The 18,759-nt window shown below is 29.2% G+C and carries 17 protein-coding genes; all 17 read right to left on the bottom strand.

Going from position 1 to position 18,759, the window contains the following annotated elements; genetic code table 11:
• Positions 1-2: 2 nt before the first annotated feature.
• On the bottom strand, positions 3-995 hold the full coding sequence (locus tag SJY17_RS04180; RefSeq protein ID WP_397364223.1) for a UDP-glucuronic acid decarboxylase family protein: 993 nt from the start codon (positions 993-995) through the stop codon (positions 3-5).
• On the bottom strand, positions 995-2,293 hold the full coding sequence (locus SJY17_RS04175) for a UDP-glucose dehydrogenase family protein (RefSeq protein WP_397364222.1): 1,299 nt from the start codon (positions 2,291-2,293) through the stop codon (positions 995-997). Before SJY17_RS04175 ends, SJY17_RS04180 begins: the two co-directional genes overlap by 1 nt.
• A 5-nt stretch (positions 2,294-2,298) precedes the next feature.
• Positions 2,299-4,260: a polysaccharide biosynthesis protein gene (locus SJY17_RS04170; protein ID WP_397364220.1), complete on the bottom strand. Its 1,962-nt coding sequence runs from the start codon at positions 4,258-4,260 to the stop codon at positions 2,299-2,301.
• Between the two features lie 89 nt (positions 4,261-4,349).
• Complete coding sequence (gene wzy / locus SJY17_RS04165; RefSeq protein WP_397364219.1) at positions 4,350-4,961, bottom strand: O-antigen polysaccharide polymerase Wzy; 612 nt, start codon at positions 4,959-4,961, stop codon at positions 4,350-4,352.
• A 731-nt stretch (positions 4,962-5,692) separates the two neighbouring features.
• Positions 5,693-6,817, bottom strand: coding sequence for an aminotransferase class I/II-fold pyridoxal phosphate-dependent enzyme (locus SJY17_RS04160; RefSeq protein ID WP_397364218.1), 1,125 nt, complete (start codon positions 6,815-6,817; stop codon positions 5,693-5,695).
• 3 nt (positions 6,818-6,820) lie between these two features.
• A complete protein-coding gene (locus SJY17_RS04155; protein WP_397364217.1) occupies positions 6,821-7,414 on the bottom strand; it encodes a sugar transferase in 594 nt (197 codons plus the stop codon).
• On the bottom strand, positions 7,407-8,285 hold the full coding sequence (locus tag SJY17_RS04150; protein WP_397364216.1) for a sulfotransferase family protein: 879 nt from the start codon (positions 8,283-8,285) through the stop codon (positions 7,407-7,409). Before SJY17_RS04150 ends, SJY17_RS04155 begins: the two co-directional genes overlap by 8 nt.
• Positions 8,272-9,495, bottom strand: coding sequence for a glycosyltransferase family 4 protein (locus SJY17_RS04145; RefSeq protein ID WP_397364215.1), 1,224 nt, complete (start codon positions 9,493-9,495; stop codon positions 8,272-8,274). Before SJY17_RS04145 ends, SJY17_RS04150 begins: the two co-directional genes overlap by 14 nt.
• 1 nt (position 9,496) lies before the next feature.
• Entirely contained in the window at positions 9,497-10,633 is a 1,137-nt protein-coding gene (gene wecB, locus SJY17_RS04140) for a non-hydrolyzing UDP-N-acetylglucosamine 2-epimerase (RefSeq protein WP_397364214.1), read from the bottom strand.
• A 49-nt stretch (positions 10,634-10,682) separates the two neighbouring features.
• Complete coding sequence (locus tag SJY17_RS04135) at positions 10,683-11,801, bottom strand: NAD-dependent epimerase/dehydratase family protein (protein ID WP_397364213.1); 1,119 nt, start codon at positions 11,799-11,801, stop codon at positions 10,683-10,685.
• A 2-nt stretch (positions 11,802-11,803) separates the two neighbouring features.
• Entirely contained in the window at positions 11,804-12,235 is a 432-nt protein-coding gene (locus SJY17_RS04130; RefSeq protein ID WP_397364212.1) for a WxcM-like domain-containing protein, read from the bottom strand.
• 1 nt (position 12,236) lies between these two features.
• Positions 12,237-13,244 (bottom strand): polysaccharide biosynthesis protein, encoded by a 1,008-nt coding sequence (locus SJY17_RS04125; RefSeq protein ID WP_397364211.1) that lies wholly within the window; start codon positions 13,242-13,244, stop codon positions 12,237-12,239.
• Between the two features lie 4 nt (positions 13,245-13,248).
• Positions 13,249-14,397 (bottom strand): glycosyltransferase, encoded by a 1,149-nt coding sequence (locus SJY17_RS04120; protein WP_397364210.1) that lies wholly within the window; start codon positions 14,395-14,397, stop codon positions 13,249-13,251.
• Positions 14,381-15,307 carry a sulfotransferase domain-containing protein gene (locus SJY17_RS04115; RefSeq protein ID WP_397364209.1) on the bottom strand — a complete coding sequence of 309 codons (927 nt, stop codon included), beginning with the start codon at positions 15,305-15,307 and terminating at the stop codon, positions 14,381-14,383. Before SJY17_RS04115 ends, SJY17_RS04120 begins: the two co-directional genes overlap by 17 nt.
• Positions 15,300-16,100, bottom strand: a complete 801-nt coding sequence (locus tag SJY17_RS04110; RefSeq protein ID WP_397364207.1) for a sulfotransferase domain-containing protein — start codon at positions 16,098-16,100, stop codon at positions 15,300-15,302. The genes SJY17_RS04115 and SJY17_RS04110 overlap by 8 nt, the downstream gene beginning before the upstream one ends.
• Positions 16,093-17,478: an O-antigen polymerase gene (locus tag SJY17_RS04105; RefSeq protein WP_397364205.1), complete on the bottom strand. Its 1,386-nt coding sequence runs from the start codon at positions 17,476-17,478 to the stop codon at positions 16,093-16,095. The genes SJY17_RS04110 and SJY17_RS04105 overlap by 8 nt, the downstream gene beginning before the upstream one ends.
• A gap of 70 nt (positions 17,479-17,548) precedes the next feature.
• Positions 17,549-18,688, bottom strand: a complete 1,140-nt coding sequence (locus SJY17_RS04100) for a hypothetical protein (protein ID WP_397364204.1) — start codon at positions 18,686-18,688, stop codon at positions 17,549-17,551.
• Between the last annotated feature and the right edge of the window lie 71 nt (positions 18,689-18,759).

The raw sequence follows: 18,759 nt of genomic DNA, 5'->3' as shown, positions 1-18,759 counted from the left end.
AATTATTTATTATTAAAACTAGAAAAATCCTTATGTTCGCTTTTATGTAGTTCTTCTTCAGTTAAGTTTTTAAAGTAGTCAAATGTTTTTTTCATTCCTTCTGCTCTTCCTACTTTTGGCTCCCAATCTAATAATTTTTTAGCTAATGAAATGTCTGGTTGACGTTGCATTGGGTCGTCTACTGGCAAATCTTTATAAATCACCTTTTGAGTTGTTCCGGTTAATTTTATAATTTCTTCAGCAAAATCTTTAATAGTTATTTCATGTGGATTTCCAATATTTACTGGGTTTGAATAATCACTTAACAGTAATCTGTATATACCTTCTACTTGATCTGTTACATAACAAAATGATCTAGTTTGCATACCATCTCCAAAAACGGTTAAGTCTTCTCCTCTTAAGGCTTGACCCATAAATGCAGGAATAACACGACCATCATTTAATCGCATTCTTGGTCCATAAGTGTTGAAAATTCTAACAATACGCGTTTCTAACCCATGAAATCTATGATACGCCATAGTAATAGACTCTTGAAAACGTTTAGCCTCATCATAAACACCTCTTGGTCCAATGGTATTTACATTACCGTAATAATCCTCTGTTTGAGGGTGTACTAATGGATCTCCATAGACTTCTGATGTTGAAGCAATTAATAACCTTGCGTTTTTAGCTTTAGCTAAACCTAGTAAATTATGAGTCCCTAAACTACCTACTTTTAAAGTTTGAATTGGTATTTTAAGATAATCTATTGGACTTGCTGGAGAGGCAAAATGAAGGATATAATCTAAACCGCCTTCTATATTAATAAAGTTAGTAACATCATGTTGTATAAAAAGAAAGTTAGGATTTGTAGATAAGTGAGCTATGTTTTTAGGGTCTCCTGTTATAAAATTATCCATTGCTATAACAAAGTAACCTTCGTTTATAAAGCGATCACATAAATGCGAACCTAAAAAACCTGCTGCTCCAGTAATTAAAATCCTTTTCTGATTCATTATCTTCCTATTGATACGTATTTAAACCCTTCGTTTTTAACGTCGCTTACATCGTATAAATTACGACCATCAAAGATGGTTAACTCATTCATTAAATTTTTCATTTTTGAAAAATCTGGAGTTCTAAATATACTCCACTCTGTTGATATTACTAAAGCATCTGCATCCTGCAATGTATTGTACATACTGTCAGCAAATTTTATTTTATCTCCAAGTTTTCGTTTAACATTTGGCATTGCTTCTGGATCAAATGCTGTAATATTACAACCTGCTTCTAATAAAGCATCAATCATATATAAAGAAGGTGCTTCGCGGATATCATCTGTTTCTGGTTTAAATGCTAATCCCCAAACTGCAATGTTTTTTCCTTTTAAATCATTATTGAAATGATTTTCAATTTTAGGAATTAATACCAATTTTTGTCTTGCATTAACGTTTATTACTGCATCTAATATTTTAAAATTGTAATTGTTATCTAAGCCTGATTTATGTAGTGCTTTTACATCTTTAGGAAAGCAAGAACCACCATATCCTATTCCTGGAAACAGAAATCGTTTACCGATTCTAGAATCTGTTCCCATTCCTATTCTAACTTTGTCTACATCTGCTCCAACTTTTTCGCAAAAGTTAGCAATCTCATTCATAAATGTGATTTTAGCAGCAAGAAAAGAGTTTGAAGCGTATTTAGTTAGCTCTGCAGATTTTTCGTCCATTACAATTATTGGATTGCCTGAACGTACATATGGTTTATAAAGTTTTTCCATTAATTTAGTTGCACGATCACTACTAGATCCTACTACAATACGTTCTGGTTTTAAAAAGTCGTCTACTGCAAATCCTTCTCGTAAAAATTCTGGATTAGAAACCACATCAAAATCTACTTTAGCATTTTTAGAAATAGCTTCTTTTACTTTATCAGAAGTCCCAACTGGAACAGTACTTTTATCTACTATAACTTTATAGTCCTTTATTAGCTTTCCTATGTTATCTGCTACTCCTAAAATATATTTAAGGTCTGCTGATCCATCTTCGTCTTCTGGTGTTGGTAATGCAAGAAATATTATGTCTCCATGATCTAATCCTTCTTGAAGACTGGTTGAAAACTTAAGTCTATTTGCTTTTATATTTCTTTCAAACAAAACATCAAGATGTGGCTCATAAATAGGAACCTCTCCTGCTTGCATTTGTTTTACTTTGTTTTCGTCTATATCTACACATAGTACTTCGTTACCTGTTTCGGCTAAACATGTACCTGTTACTAAACCTACGTAACCAGTACCAATTACTGCTATTTTCATTTATATTATACTATCTTTTTATCAAAAACTTCAAAGTCTGAATTCATACTTAAAAATTCTGGAACTATGTCTTTCATTTTTTTAACGATTGCATTTTTATCGTCTTCTTTAGCTAAAATTAATAACTCGTGTATATCTTTATTAATTTCGTCATGAGAACAATTTTCTACTTTTGCAATCATAATTTTGTCGTTATAGGTTGGTAGTGTAGTAGATTTATCGCTTAGTAATTCTTCATACAACTTTTCTCCAGGTCTTAATCCAACAACTTTAATATCTATCTCTTTATAGGGTGTAAAACCTGCTAAACGGATTATTTTTTTTGCTAAATCAATAATTTTTACTGCTTCACCCATATCAAAAATAAATATTTCGCCTCCATTACCCATTGCTCCTGCTTCTAAAACTAATTGACAAGCTTCAGGAATAGTCATGAAATATCTTATAATATCTGGATGTGTAATTGTTAAAGGACCTCCTTCTTCTATTTGGCGCTTAAACAATGGTACAACTGATCCATTACTTCCTAAAACATTACCAAATCTTGTCGTTACAAAATGCGTATTACTTTTGCTTTTGGACATTGCCTTTTTTTGTAGAGCTTGGACATATATTTCTGCTATACGTTTGGAAGCTCCCATCACATTACTTGGGTTAACAGCTTTGTCTGTAGATACCATAACAAATTTTTCTGCTTTAAAACGAAGAGAAAGATCTGCTACGTTTTTTGAACCTAATACATTTGCTAATATAGCTTCAGATGGATGACTTTCCATCAAAGGGACGTGTTTATATGCTGCTGCATGATAAACAACTTGAGGTTTATGGGTTTTAAAAATTTCTTCAAGCACATCTACCTTTCTTACATCTGCTATGATTGCCTCAAAACTTAGTTCTGGAAAATCGTGTTTTAATTCTAATTGAATATTGTATAAAGGAGATTCTGCTTGATCTAATATTAACAGTTTACTAGGCTTATAATTAGCAATTTGTCTTGCAATTTCGCTTCCAATGGATCCTGCTCCTCCTGTTACTAATATGCATTTATTAAAAATCTCTTTAGCAACTAATTTATTGTCTAATTTTATTGGGTCCCTTTCTAAAATATCTTCAATTTGAATTTTTTGTATTTGATTAGAAAGATTTGTATTTGATTCTATATCAGATATCAAAGGTGCTCTAAATACTTTAAAGTTATGCTCTAAGCAGCTATCTACAATTTTAATATTCTCTTCTTTTGTTAATGTACTGTCTGCAATAATTAGTGCTTGTGCATTATAAATCCTTAACATAACAGCTGTATTACGCTCTATATGGATAATTGGCAGTCCTAATATCTCTTTACTTTTATTTTTACCTTCTTTGTCTATAAAACCTAATACTTTATAACGTGATGGTTTTTCAGATTTTAATGCACTAGCAATTGCTATTGCATTTTCACCAGTTCCGTAAACTAATACGTTTAACCTTGATTCATTTTCATTATAGCGTTGATAAACCTCAAACACTTGTTTTACTAAAATCCTAAAAAGAAATAATCCACAAAAGGAAAGTATTGAGTATATAAATAATTGCGGAATTGAAAACAACTCATCACCACTTAAAATTAGATACCCATAAAATACAGCAAGTGAAGTGATTAAAGTTGCTAAAGATGCTAAAAAGAATTTTGCTGCATCTATAAATGTAGAGTGTCTTATTAGTCCAGCATAAGTCCTAAATAAAATAAAAAACAAGACGTTTATTGCTACAACAATTAACTCTTCGGTTGAAAACCCTAAATTAAAAAATGCTGCTTTTTCTATTTTACTAACTATTATCTTAGTAAAAAACAAAGCTATTAGAAGGATTGAACCATCAAAACATAATATTGCCCATCTTGGCAAATAGTTAATGTTTTTAAAATCTATCTTTTCTCTACTAGATTCTAGTACTTGAAATAAGGCTTGTTTTAATTGTTTAAGCATTTGGGTCTTCTTAACAGATAACAAATATCTTAATTATATCTACAATATAGAAATAATTAAACAATTTAAACACTTGAAGAGACAACAATTTACGAGGTTTTTGTTATATATTTAAACTTACTAAATTTCCTAATTATAAAAAACAATAATATTAAACAAATTATATAACCTAAAAAATTTGCTACTGAAGCCAATAAACTTCCTCTTAAAATAAAAAATAAAAAAGGAATAAAAATTAAATAGCTGGTTTTAAACATTAAACTACTTTCGTTATATTTAAACCAGTATTTATAATCGAAAGTAGCATTTACAAACGCTAATATTAAAGTGAAAAGAAACATTCCCAAATATCCAAAGTTTATATATCCTTCTGCAAAATAACTTACAGCAACGTTTGAAAATCCATCATACTCAATTGCATCTGCTAAAACATGTCCACTACCAATACTTTTACTTTCCCAATAAGATCTAGGAATAAAAAAAAGAGCTGTCCCTAATAATTGGTTGCCATTTGTAACTACTTTATTTGTTATAATATTTACTGAATTTTGATATGAATCAAAATGTGCTTCTGTAAACATACTTGGGTCAAACAACTTTTCTGGCATTAAATCATTATTATATCTAAAATGATGAAGATAAGGAAACACACTCATAAACAACAATACAAACGCTATAGGAAACATTTTTCCTTTTAGCAATGGTTTTGTATAAATTAACAAAATAGGCATGTAAGTAATGGCTATTTTATACCTTGATATACCTAAAGGAAAATTACAGAGTATTACTAATAATAAAAGCCCTATTTCTATTGGTAGGTTATTCTTTTTTGATAATTTAAAGAAAATAAAAAGTAATAATGGTATTCCTCTCAAGACATTTATTATTGATAAAATTGAAGAATTATAGTCACCTTTATCATTCCATAAAAACCGTCTTTGAAATAATGATTCAAAACTAAAAGAAAAATAAGTGAAAATTATTACAGTAGTAATAATTGAAAATATGATTATTATTTTATTATCAAAAACTAAAGTTGAGTATTTTTTGATATTTATATTTCTTAGTAAGTTTTTATTTTTAAACCATTGATAACAAAAATTATACAACAATATACAGACAGAAAAAATGATATTTCCTAAAAAATAATCTGATTCTGACAACTTACTATTTTCTCCTAAAAAAAAAACACCTTTTTTAAATTGTAATACAGGTGCTAAACCCAAAAAAAACAGTGTAAATAAATAAAAAATAGTGTTTAGAGAAAATAGATTTTCTTTTTTTGATAAAATTTTTATGATACTAAATCCACAAATAAAAAAGCTAGATAGTAAAACTTTAATACTATAATTTACACCATCATTATTAAAAATAATAAAGCCAATAATTAGTATTAATACTACTTTAAAAAAATTAGATGAATTTTTAATTATCATAATTTAATTATACATTCTTCTATCCTACTTAAATCATCAGAACTTAAGTTAGATCCGCTTGGTAAGCATAACCCTTTATTAAAAAGTGTTTCACAATTATTCCCTCCATAATATGGGTTGTCTTTAAAAACAGGTTGCATATGCATTGGTTTCCATAATGGTCTAGTCTCAATATTTTCCTTTACCATTGCTTCTTGAAACTCTGATTTTGTAAATGGTGCATGTTGATTTATTAAAATACTACTTAACCAAAAGTTTGAATGATAATCTTGGTTTGGTTCTTTTTGTACTTCAACACCTTGTATGTCTTTAAATATCTTTGTGTAAAATGTATTTACTTGTCTTCTTAATCCTACATGCTTATCTAAAACCTCCATTTGCCCTCTACCAATACCTGCACTAATGTTACTCATTCTATAATTGTAACCTATATTTTTATGCTCATAATGAGGTTGGTTTTCTCTTGCTTGAGTAGCAAAATATATTGTTCGCTCTTTTTCTTCTTGTGTATTACAAACTAAAGCACCTCCTCCAGAGGTTGTAATAATTTTATTTCCATTAAACGATAAAATAGAAAAATCGCCAAATGTTCCGCATTTTCTACCTTTATAAGTAGATCCTAAAGCTTCTGCTGCATCTTCAATTACTGGGATGTTATATGTATTAGAAATAGCCAATATGTCATCTATTTTTGATGGCATTCCATACAAATGAACAATAATTATTGCTTTTGGTTTATTTCCTTTTTTTATCCTGTCTTTTATAGCATCTTCAAGTGCATTTGGGCAAATATTCCAGGTATCTAATTCACTATCTACAAATATAGGTTTTGCTCCAACATAAGCAATTGGATTAGAAGAACCACAAAATGTAAAACTTTGACAAATTACTTCGTCTCCTGTTTTTACACCTAATTGTACTAATGCTAAATGGATTGCTGCTGTACCAGATGATAGGCATGCAACTTTCATGTCTTGGTTTAAATATTTTTCTAAATCAGATTCAAAACCATTTACATTTGGGCCTAAAGGTGCTACCCAATTTGTATCAAAAGCTTCTTTAACATAGTTTTGTTCTGTTCCTCCCATATGTGGAGAGGATAACCAAATTTTTGATTTCATAATCTATAAAACAGTTTTATAAATGTATTTAATATCGTTGAAAATACTATAATTGTAAATATACTCTTTATTTAATTCAACTTTTTTAGGCCAAATAACCTTTTTGTTATAATCTTCAGGATTTTCTTGTTGAGCCAAAAGGTTTTCTTCGTCTTTAAAAAATATTGAAGCAGGACCTGTTATTCCTGGTTTTATAGATAAAATAATTCTGTCTTCTCCTTCTAATTTATCTGCAAAACCTGGTACATCTGGTCTTGGTCCTACAAAACTCATGTTTCCAATAAATACGTTAAATAGTTGAGGCAACTCATCTATTTTAGTTTTTCTCCAAAAACGACCTGCTTTTGTTATTCTAGGATCATGATTTGTTGATACAGTTGTTGTAAATCCCTTTATGTTTTTCATTGATCGTATTTTATATACTTCAAAGATTTTTCCGTTTTGTCCAACTCTTTTTTGTTTAAAAATACCACTTAACTTAGTGTCAAACCTAGCAACAATAATAGCTATTATAATTAACCAACCTGTTAAAATAAGACCTGTAAATGATAAAATAATATCAAATATTCTTTTTGTTAATTTTTGTGTTTTAGTCAACTTTAATATAATTAAGTTTTAAAAGTGTTGGTTTTAAAATTTGATTTAATTTAACCTGTTCTTCTTTATTAAACTCCTTTTTGTAAGAGCCTATACTTTTTGTGCTTACATTTTTTACTAAAGTAGTAATATCAATATTATCTTCTACTTTTAAAAAACTTAAAAGTTCTTTCATTTTTTGTATTGGGTCATTGACAAAGGTCTCATAGCGTACATCAAAAACGTTTTCTGTTGGCAAATTCTCTCTATGTTTTATTGTGTTTTCTGCACAATGCATCCATTGTTGCGCACAAAGTTCCATGGGTGATAAATCTTCTATGTCTTTATGTATGCCTTTATATACTGGACCCCAAAAAGATAAACTTTCATGGTTTAAAAAGGTCTTTTTTAATCTGTTTGCCCCAAATTTCCAAACATAAAAAAACAGATCTGTTAAGGGTACGTATCTTAGTTTTTTTAAAGTGTATTTTAAATCAAAACTAGAGTTCCATCTTTTCATTGCACTTGGTACAACATCTCTACCATCTCTATTTATAATAATATATTTTGCTTCTGGAAAAATTTCATATATATAGTCCAAACGCAGGGAATTTGCACAAGTTTTTTCAACTATGTACTTAGCTTTACTTTTTTTATGTCTTTGATTAAATCGTTTTCTGATGTAAGATTTTATTTTATTTGAGGCTAATTCTGGTGATAATTCATCTGTCTCAAAATTTTTATTACCATACCTCCAAACAGGGTTAATCTCATCACAATCCCAAGTATCAAAATCTGGTATTGATGTTATTATATCACGCAACATATTAGTGCCAGATCGTCCTGCACCAATTATAATTACTGGAGTAAAATTTAATTTATGATTTTGCAATTTTCTTAAAGTTTTTTTCTAATTTATCTACACTTGATATTATAGATAAGTTGTTTTTATAATAGTCTTTTCCATTCTGACCCATTTTTTTAATCTGATCTAAATTTAAAGATATCATTTTTTTTAGTTTGATTTCCAAATCCACGCTATTATCTGGTTCAAAGGTGTATCCTGCATTTGCGTTATTTAATATATCACTTGCATCTCCTTTTAATCCCATTAATATTGGTTTTCCAGACTTTAAATAGGCTAATATTTTAGATGGTATTGTAATCTCAAATAGTGGGTCACTATTTAAATGAACTAAAAGAAAATCCGCAGTATTTAGATATTTACTTACTTCTGAGGACTCTACCCTTGGTATGAAGCTTACGTTTTTCAAGTCGTTTTTTAAAGCAAATTCTTTTAAGTTATCTTCATCTGCTCCTCCTCCTAAAAAGACAAACTGTACTTTATCTAATTTTTGTTCTTGCAAGCTTTTAGCGGTTACTAAAATTGTTTTTAAAGATTGTACGATTCCTAAATTTCCTGCGTAAAGGATATTTATTTTATTTTCATCAAAGTATTTTTCTTTAATACCTTTTGGTAAAGCTTCGTCAGAAATAACATCGCGACTCCAATTTGGCACTATTTCTAGTTTGTTTTCTGGTACACCTTTAGAAATTAAACTTTTTTTAAATCCTGGTGTTGCCACAGATATGAAATCTGCATTTTTATAATTCCAATGACACCATTTATTAATAATCTTTAATGCTCTTGGTTTACTTAACATACCTGAAGCTGCTACTGTTTCTGGCCATAAGTCGTTAATATCATATAAAAAAGGGACACCTCTTAGTTTTTTTAACACAATTGCAGGTATTGCAACAGGTATTGCACCTTGATAAACAAAACATACATCTGGTTTTTTTACCAACCACAATCCTATAAATGTTGCAGAAATGGCATAAGAGATATAATGTAAAAAACGTTTTAAGCCAGATGTACTATGATCTGGATAAATAGGTACTCTTATTAGGTTTACACCTTCTAAGGTTTCTCTTTTATATAGTCGCTGTTTATAGCCTTTATAAATCTTACCTATTGGATATGACGGAAAACCAGTTAGCACTTCTACCTCGTGTCCTCTTGCTATTAACTCTTTAGCAAAATCTAAACTTTTAGCAGTAGGTTCTGGATTAAATAATTGTTTGACAAGTAATATTTTCATTTTAGTATTTTGACCAAACAACTCTGTTTATATAGTCTGTATAAGATATAATTATTCTCACCATTTTTTCTGAAACATTAGGCATCGAATAGTCTGCTACTTCTCTAAAATTACGGTTTGGGTTTCGTTCTTGAGCATTTAAAGCTGCTAAACCTTGCATGATACGTTCTGGATTTAATCCAACCATCATTACTGAGGCTTCTTCCATTGCTTCTGGACGCTCATGTGCATCTCTTATATTTAACGCATGAAAATTAAGTATTGATGATTCTTCTGAAATAGTTCCTGAATCTGATAACACTGCAAATGAGTGCATTTGTAATGCATTATAATCGTTGAAGCCTAATGGTTTTAAAAACTGAATGTTTTTATGTGTTTCTAATTTTTTAGCTTCTAACATATTACGTGTTCTAGGATGTGTAGACACAATTACAGGATAATCATATTTCTCTGCAATTTGGTTTAAAGAGTCTATTAAACCTTTAAAGTTTTTGGGATTGCTTATGTTTTCTTCTCTGTGAGATGATACTACAAAGAATTTTTGTTTTTCTAGTCCTAATTTATTTAGTACATCTGATGCCTCAATTTTAGACTTAAACTTGTTAAGCACTTCATACATTGGGCTTCCTGTTTTTATGACTCTGTCTGGAGATAAACCTTCACGCAATAAATATTCTCTTGCAATATCACTATAAGTTAGGTTAATATCTGAGACGTGATCTACAATTTTACGATTAGTTTCTTCTGGAACACGTTGGTCAAAACATCTATTACCTGCTTCCATATGGAATACTGGGATTTTTCTTTTTTTAGCAGGAATGGCACACAAACAAGAGTTGGTGTCTCCTAACACTAAAAAAGCATCTGGATTTTCTTGTTCTAAAATTGGATCTATTTTAATCAAAATATTTCCAACCGTTTCTGTTGCATTTTTACCAGCTGCGTTTAAAAAGTGATCGGGTTTTCTAAGTCCTAAATCTTCAAAGAATATTTCGTTTAACTCATAGTCATAATTTTGTCCTGTATGGACTAAAACATGATTAATAGCTTCGTTTTTATCTAATGCTAATAATGTGCAGGATAATCTAATAATTTCTGGTCTAGTACCAACAACTGTAACTACTTTTAATTTTTTCATAGAACTGGTTTAGAAGTGCAAAAATAGGAATTTAATTAAGTTTTAAGGTCTACACCTCAACAAAATAAGTATCTGGATCTTCTGGATTATAAGGCTCGTTAATCCAGAATAAAGTAATCAATTCTGTGTCACCAATATTGGTAATATTATGTGTGTACCAGATTGGCATGTCTACATAAGCAGGTTGGTCACCATCTAGCTCATAATTAAATACCTGATCGGTATTAATTTTACGTAATTGGATACGTGCTTTTCCACTTATTACAGCAAAACGCTCTACTTTACGTGTATGGTAATGATTACCTCTAGTAATACCTGGAACTGTTGTAGAATAAGACGATTGTCCAGAGGTATTTGCACGCATAATCTCCACAAATGCACCACGATTATCTGTATGTTTTGTAAACTTACGTGGAAAATAATCTTTAGGTATAAAGCTAGTAAAGGTGTTAAAAAGTGCCAGCTCAAAAGGGTCGCGTAAGTCTGCAACAACACCATTATCTACATAACTTTCTTTATAATAGTTAAGTAAATTTAAAACTTCTGATACTTTTTTAGTTGCTGTATGTGCAACGTTAACTGTAGTGCTTGTTTGTTTAGGGTTGCTTATTACTTGTTGATAAAAAGCTTCTGCCAATTCGTTTATGTAAATAAGTTTAACTTCTCCATCACTATTAATTGTTGGTGTTTCTCCATTAACTATTTGATGACAAAATGTTGCTATAAAAGAGTTATAAAATGGTTTACCAAAAGGTCCAAATACATTAGGTATAACTAAAGAGCTTACTTGTGCTCCTGCTTTTGTTGCCCAAGCTTCTAATGCTTGACGACCATCTCTTTTTGATTTTCCGTAAAGGTTATCTTTTTCTTCTTGAGTTGAAGATGAAAATATAATTTTTGGTGTTGCATTTGTAGCTTCGCAAGCTAATATTAGCTTGTTTACTAATCCAACATTGGTATTGTAAATAACTTGTTGGTCTTCGTGCCTATTCATTGCAGCTATGTGTAAAATAACATCGCAAGATTTTACAAAAGTTTGTAATGCGCTATCATCTTCAAAAAAAGAACGTTTAAAATCTACTAAAACTATATCTTCTTTTGTGCCTAAATAATTATATAAATGGCTTCCCATAAAGCCAGCTTGTCCTGTTATACCTACTTTTATCATTGTTACCAATTTATCCATTTATTACTATCAAAACGGTAGTCATCGTTTTTGACTTGATTTAAACCGTAGTTTGATAGTATCATTAATTTAGAATCCTTTTGTGTGGCCTTAAAGCCATTTGCAAAACCGTTAGGAATGTATAATACTTGTGGTTTGTCTGCTTTTATTTCAAATTGAAAAATCTCGCAATTATCTGATGGGTTTTCCCAATCGTCCACTTTAACAAGGTTAACCTTAAATGCACCTTTTACACAAAAAAACCATCTGCTTTCTATTTTGTGTCCTTGCCAAGCCCTTACAGTTTCGACTAAAGGGTGTGTTATAAAATACATTCGTTTAATTTCAGTTAAATCAAAATCGTTTACAAATTGTAACGTTCCTCTATTATCTGAAAACACACCACCTTCAATAAGTGCTGGACTGTTTTTTTTCATTTTACTTAATATCTTCTCTAATAAAGTCTAATTTTAGAAGTAGTTTTTTCATGCCTTCTACATCTAATTGATCTGTATTGTGTGAGTGATAGTCTTCTATTTTATCCATATCAACTTCTCCTTCAGAAAAGTAATTAGCATAATTTAAATCTCTATTATCTGCTGGCACTCTGTAATAATCTCCTAAATCTTCAGCTTTTACACGTTCTTCTCTTGTTAGCAAAGATTCGTATAATTTCTCACCATGACGCGTACCAATTACTTTAAGTTTACTGTCTGATTTATATAAATCTATTAAGGCTTTTGCTAAAGTCTCTATAGTTGCTGCAGGTGCTTTTTGTACAAACATGTCTCCTGGTTGGGCATTATCAAAAGCGAATAATACTAAATCTACAGCATCATCTAAAGTCATCATAAAACGTGTCATTTTAGGATCTGTAAGAGTTAGGTCTTGCTTATTTGCCATTAACTCTACAAATAATGGTATTACAGAACCTCTTGATGCCATTACGTTACCATATCGTGTCCCAGAGATAACTGTTTTTCCTGCGTTTCTGGATTTAGCAACCAATACTTTTTCCATCATAGCTTTAGAAATACCCATTGCATTAATTGGGTACACTGCTTTGTCTGTACTTAATACAACCACACTTTTTACATTATGGTTTATGGCAGCTTCTAATACATTTTCTGTTCCTAAAACATTTGTTTTTACAGCTTCTATTGGAAAAAACTCGCAAGAAGGTACTTGCTTTAGTGCTGCAGCATGGTAGATATAATCTACACCACGTACAGCAGTCTCTACAGAGCGATAATCTCGTACATCACCTATGTAAAATTTTACTTTTGGATTTGATAGACGTCGTCTTAACTCGTCCTGTTTTTTTTCGTCTCTAGAAAAGATTCTAATTTCTTTTATGTCTGAATTTACAAAACGGTCTAATACTGCGTTTCCAAACGATCCTGTTCCTCCTGTAATTAATAACGTTTTGTCTTTAAAATTGCTCAATGTTTTAGTTATTTAAGTTTTTAAATAAATATTCTAATGTTTGCTTAGAACATTCCTCCCAAGTGTATTGCTTTGATTTTGATTTTGCTTCTAATGCTGATTCTTGTCTATCTGATGGATTATCTAAAAATGTTTTTAAATTTTGATAAACACTTTGTTTGTTTGTTGGATCAAAATAAAATGGATGATTAGCTCCTAAAAACTCAGGCATTGGCTGGTAATTAGAGCATAATATTGGTAATCCAGATGACATTGCTTCAATTAATATATTTGGCATATTCTCGCATGTTGAGGCAAAGATAAACCCATCTGATGATTTATAAAAATTTTCAACCTCTTCATAATCAACCTTTCCATGATATTTTACAGCTTTATTATATGTTTTGTCAGATTCTATTTCTGACAAGTATTTTTTATAATATGGTTGATAGTCACCTCCAACTAAATTTATTTTAATATTATATCCTTGATTATATAAATCTAATACTGCTTTTATTAAAACTGTTTGATGTTTATAAACCGTAATTGGAGAAATATATAATAAATTATAAGGGTTGTCTGTTGTGTATTCTGAAATATGCTTTTGTGGTTTTACATCTTGGGCAAATTTTTGATTAACTCCATGATGTATTATAGGTGATTGACTTAAGTCTTTTTTTAAAAAACCTAAGATTGTGTTTTTTGCATACTTAGAAATAAAAATAATCCCATTAGAGTTATTGAATGCTTTTTTTTGAAAATAATGAAGCAACTTAAACTTGTGTTTCATTATTGATGATTTTCCGTACCTATCGCTTTCCTTTTCATCCCATATTAACATGTTTTGACTCATCTCAATATGTGGCTTAAATGCACCTGTATATGTTCCTGCTGGATTAAACAATAGTGTTTTAGTATTAACTAATGTTTTTAAATATTTTTCAAAATGTAGTTTTTTCCAAAGGGAAATAAACACTGTTCCTTTTTGTAACCAAGGATGTGTTTTTTTTATAATCCAGCTTTGATCATTAATTTTTGAAAGTGTGTTTGTGTTACTAAACACTTCAATAGTATCAAATTTTAAAGTGTCTTTATTTATAGCATTTAAAACTTCTATTAAGTGTGTTACTCCACCTCCTGATCTAATGTTAGATGCATCAATTATTAGTCTCATATTTTTTTAACCATAATTCGTGTAAATCTCTATCTAGTAATTTTGATAGTTTTGCAACATCTTCTTTGAAAAACTCTAATAGCGATAAATTTTCATGTGTGTCTTTTTCGACCTTTTCGTATTTAATTAGTTTATTAAAGACTTTTTCTTTTAAAAATAATTTTAATTTTTCTGAAAGGAATAGCTTTCTAAAAGCTCTTCCAAATGAAGATAACACAAAAATTTTATGAAATAACTTGTTTTTTGGTATACCTGTTACGTTGTGGTTTTTTTCTAAATCAAAATTAAATTTACTTATGTTTAAAAATTCTAAAACACCATCCATTGTACTTTGTGTTTTGTGTCTTAAATCTGTATTAAAAATAATTTTTACGTTAGTAAAATTGTCCATGTAGGCTTTTACTTGATTGTAGTATAAACCACAATTTTTATAATGCCAAATAAACTCATAGTCATTTTTAATTCTGTTATTTTCTTCTTTTAATGCATCAGAATAACTTAGGGTTTCTCTGGAGTCTCTTAATTGCATTGAATAGGCAGAGAAAGCTCTGGCTATTGGGTCTCTTAAACAAATAATAATTTTAACGTCGCCAAGTTTTTCTTTTATTAATGGTATAACCTTGTTGTAGTAATATAAATTATCTACGCTTCCATCTCCAGCAAGTTTGTTTCCTTTATTTTGATAAAGCTCTTGATATTTTTCTGGTGTTTTTACTGTAAATTGTATTGTTTTGTCGTCTCTTGGACCATTTAATTTGTTTATTCCAGAACTATAACTAAAAAATTTAGGTTCTTTTCTTTTTGGTAGAAATATTTGAGGATGTTCTCCTAAAAAATTAAACAGTGATGTTGTTCCTGCTTTTGCGCTACCTACAACTAAAAAATCTGGTTTATGGGTAAATTTAGACATCCTCATTATTTATTTGATGTGACCAATTGTGATCTTTCTCATAACCCATTTGAATCAATTCTTCTCCAGAATATTTAATGATTTTTTTACAAGATTCTTCATTAAAATAATTTTTCCAATCTCCAGCAATACCTTTTCTTATAAAACTAGTTTTATCTTCTTCTCCTGGTTTACGATTGGTTTGATTTTGAAACGAAAATTTGTGAACTACTTCTTCGACTCTATTCTCATCTACTTCTTCATTTAAAAACATAAGTATGTTTATTAGCTCTTGTTTAGCGTCTTTTAACATGTCTTCATATTTTACAATATGCACATCTGGTTTATCTACATAAAAGTCAATAAAATTAGCCCAAGTAAATTTATTAAAGCTTTTGGTATAGGTTGTATTTACATATTCTATAAATTTTGGCAGATTGTCTTTTACGTTTTGATAATCTACAATACCCATTTTATCTCTGTAAGATTGATTTAGGCTTTCTGGTCGTCTTTTGTTTCCAATAATAAGCATATGGTAATAAGACACCATAACATCTCTTACATCTCTTACTATAAAAATAGTTTTATTGTAAGAGGTTTTATATTTATAATGTCCATGTAAAATGGCTTTTTCGAATTTTGGGATTTTATTTCTCCTGTTTTCTAATCCTAAATATTCTGATAAGAGCTGAGTTAACCATGAGCCTCCTGATTTAGGATATTCTGCAACATGAATTAAACCTAGTGGTTTTGAAAAATAATTCCACAAGGCATATCTATAAACACTATTTATTTTTTTTTGAATTTTATTCATCAGGTATTCTTATAACTAATCTGTTTGAAAATGAAAGGACTGAAATAAAAGCAAACACCAATATCATTTTTAAATATACTGCTGTTAATGCTCTTGGCATATAAAAGGATAGTGCTAATGAAAAAGCAACTATTATTAACTTTTTAAAAGTAAAGGCTGATTTAAGTCTTAAAGTATAACAATCTATTTTTGCCAGGAAAAAGGCAATAAGTATTGATGCAAAAACAACTCCAGTTTTACCAAAATCTGAATATGGGACGCCTAAATAACTTGTAGAAATACTATTGTAACCTTTGTATCCTGGTATGACATGTTCTCTTAAAAACCAATGTGTAAATCCTTGAGGTTTATTATTCCAAATTGACCTTGGCATCCAAACAAAAACCAATCCTGTTGTAGAGACTCCTTTGCGATAATCTTTAGTGTCAAAATACTCAACCACATAATTCATGTATCTTCCTGATGGGTCTCCTCCTATTTTTTCTGGTTCAAATTTAAAATTTGAAAAATCAAATATATTTGCATAACCTACCTTTCTTATATGTAGCATTGCAAAAGAAAAAAACAATCCAGCTGACAAAATTATAACAAAGGTCCTTACCTTAATCCTTATTCTTTTATGATACAACAAAACAAAACAAGCAATAAAAGATAATCCTGATAATAAAATATGGTGTCTGGTTCCTAGAAAAAATTGGGTCATCCAAATTGGAACACTTAATATAAATGTAACTGCTAATGCATATAGTATTCTTAATTTTTGCAATAAAATTAAAAACATTAAGGATGGCAGTAAATAACCACTTATTTCTGTAAGGTAGTACAATAACGTTATTATTATACTTCTTCCGGTACCTTGCTCTCCTTGTCCTCCAAATGAAGAGTTAACCACAAAAGTACCTCTACCCATTGTCATAATCTGAAATGCTCTTTGTCCATTATAGATTATGAAAATTAAATAAACAGCAATAATAAGAAGTAGTGTAAAGGTTTTAATTGAAGTAAAAGGACTATTATCAACCTCGACCTCAACAGGGTATTTCTGTTTTTGTTTTTTTAAAAAATAATGATAAAAGAAAATTATAGTTATTGAGCTTAAAAAGAAAATGTTAGCTGTTTTTTCATAAACACCTATACCAAATTTTTCAACAATATCGACTTTGTCAAATAGATTTACACTACATGACAAAAATACAAACCCTAAATTCCAGAAAAGTAATGCTGTAAAAAAGCTATTGTTTCTTATTTGTTTTAAGATTTCAAAAAAACTGATTAATATAGTAAGTCCGTAAGGATTATAACCTAGTGTAGTACCTATTAAGAAAAAGGTAATATATATTAGTACTGTTATTGGATATGTAAATTTTATTTTTAACAAAGTAAAATATATTTCCTTTTTTTTAGGGGGTTAAAAGTACAAAAATATATGCAATTACTCATCATTAGCCTTAATTAGAATTTAGCGAGTAATGGGTTTTTCTAAATATGAAAACCATCATTAGTATTTCAATTATTAAATAAAAGATCATAAACAATGTCAATTGATTAATAAAAAAAATAGACCCAATAAGAGATAGTGATGTAATTAATGTTGCTTTTGTTAAATAGAATTCGTTTTGCTTGTTTATAGCTATAATTTTTAAAATCACTAAAGGAAATGTTATGGCTTTTAGTACAAGTAGTAATCTAAACACAAAAATCTGATCTAAATATTCTTCACCAAAAAAATAACCTATAATTTGTTTGTCAAATAAAATTAAAATGGCACCAAAAAATGTTATTAGCAGATAATTTCCTATTATTATTTTATATGTTTTAGACTTATACCCATTTACTTTAGAGCTTAATAAGTTTCCAACTTTACCAAGATTTAAACGACTATAAATTAAATTTAAAACACTTAATCCTGTTATTATTTGAGTATATACAGTTATTACACCAACTAGTTCTATGTTTTTTAAAATAAACTTAGCAAAGTATCTTGGTGCGTTTAATTTTAAAGAAGAAACTAATGCGTTTAATCCTAAGTTAAATCCGCTTTTAAATTTTAATTTAAAAAAATTAAAATCTATTCTTATAAAGCTAGAATGTTGATTTAGCTTTTTCTTTAAAAGATAGAAATCTATCAATAATGTTAATGTAACTAGGGTTCCAGAAATATAAAATATTTTTAAATCATAATACCCTTTAAGGTATAGAACAAATGATAATGAAACCAATAAGAAAACTATAATTTGATTACCGCTTAGAAAATCAAAACACTCTTTTCTTTGATAATATGAATAAAAGATTTGTTTAAAATTTAATGCTGTTTTAAAGAAGAAAAAACCTAAAACGATGATTAAATTAAGTTGAAATAAGTACCCAAGTATTAAAACTATTGGAATTGCTAAAACACTATTAATTATTGCGTTTCCGATATATAGAGATGTATTGTTTTCTATATCATCATCTGCTAAGATAGAGCTATTAACATCAAATAAAAAAAAGGTGGTTATTGGCACAACTATACTGGATACTAGACCGTAAATTCCTATTTCTTTTAAGCCACCTTCTTTAGATATTAAATATACTATAACAAATTGCATTAGCATTGCTGAAAGCTGCCCAAAACTTGTTAAAACAATATTTAAAAACTTTTTTTTAATGAATATAAATT

The sequence above is a fragment of the Olleya sp. R77988 genome (assembly GCF_044594215.1).
GTDB lineage: Bacteria > Bacteroidota > Bacteroidia > Flavobacteriales > Flavobacteriaceae > Olleya.
This window is presented reverse-complemented; position numbering and strand designations above follow the sequence as displayed.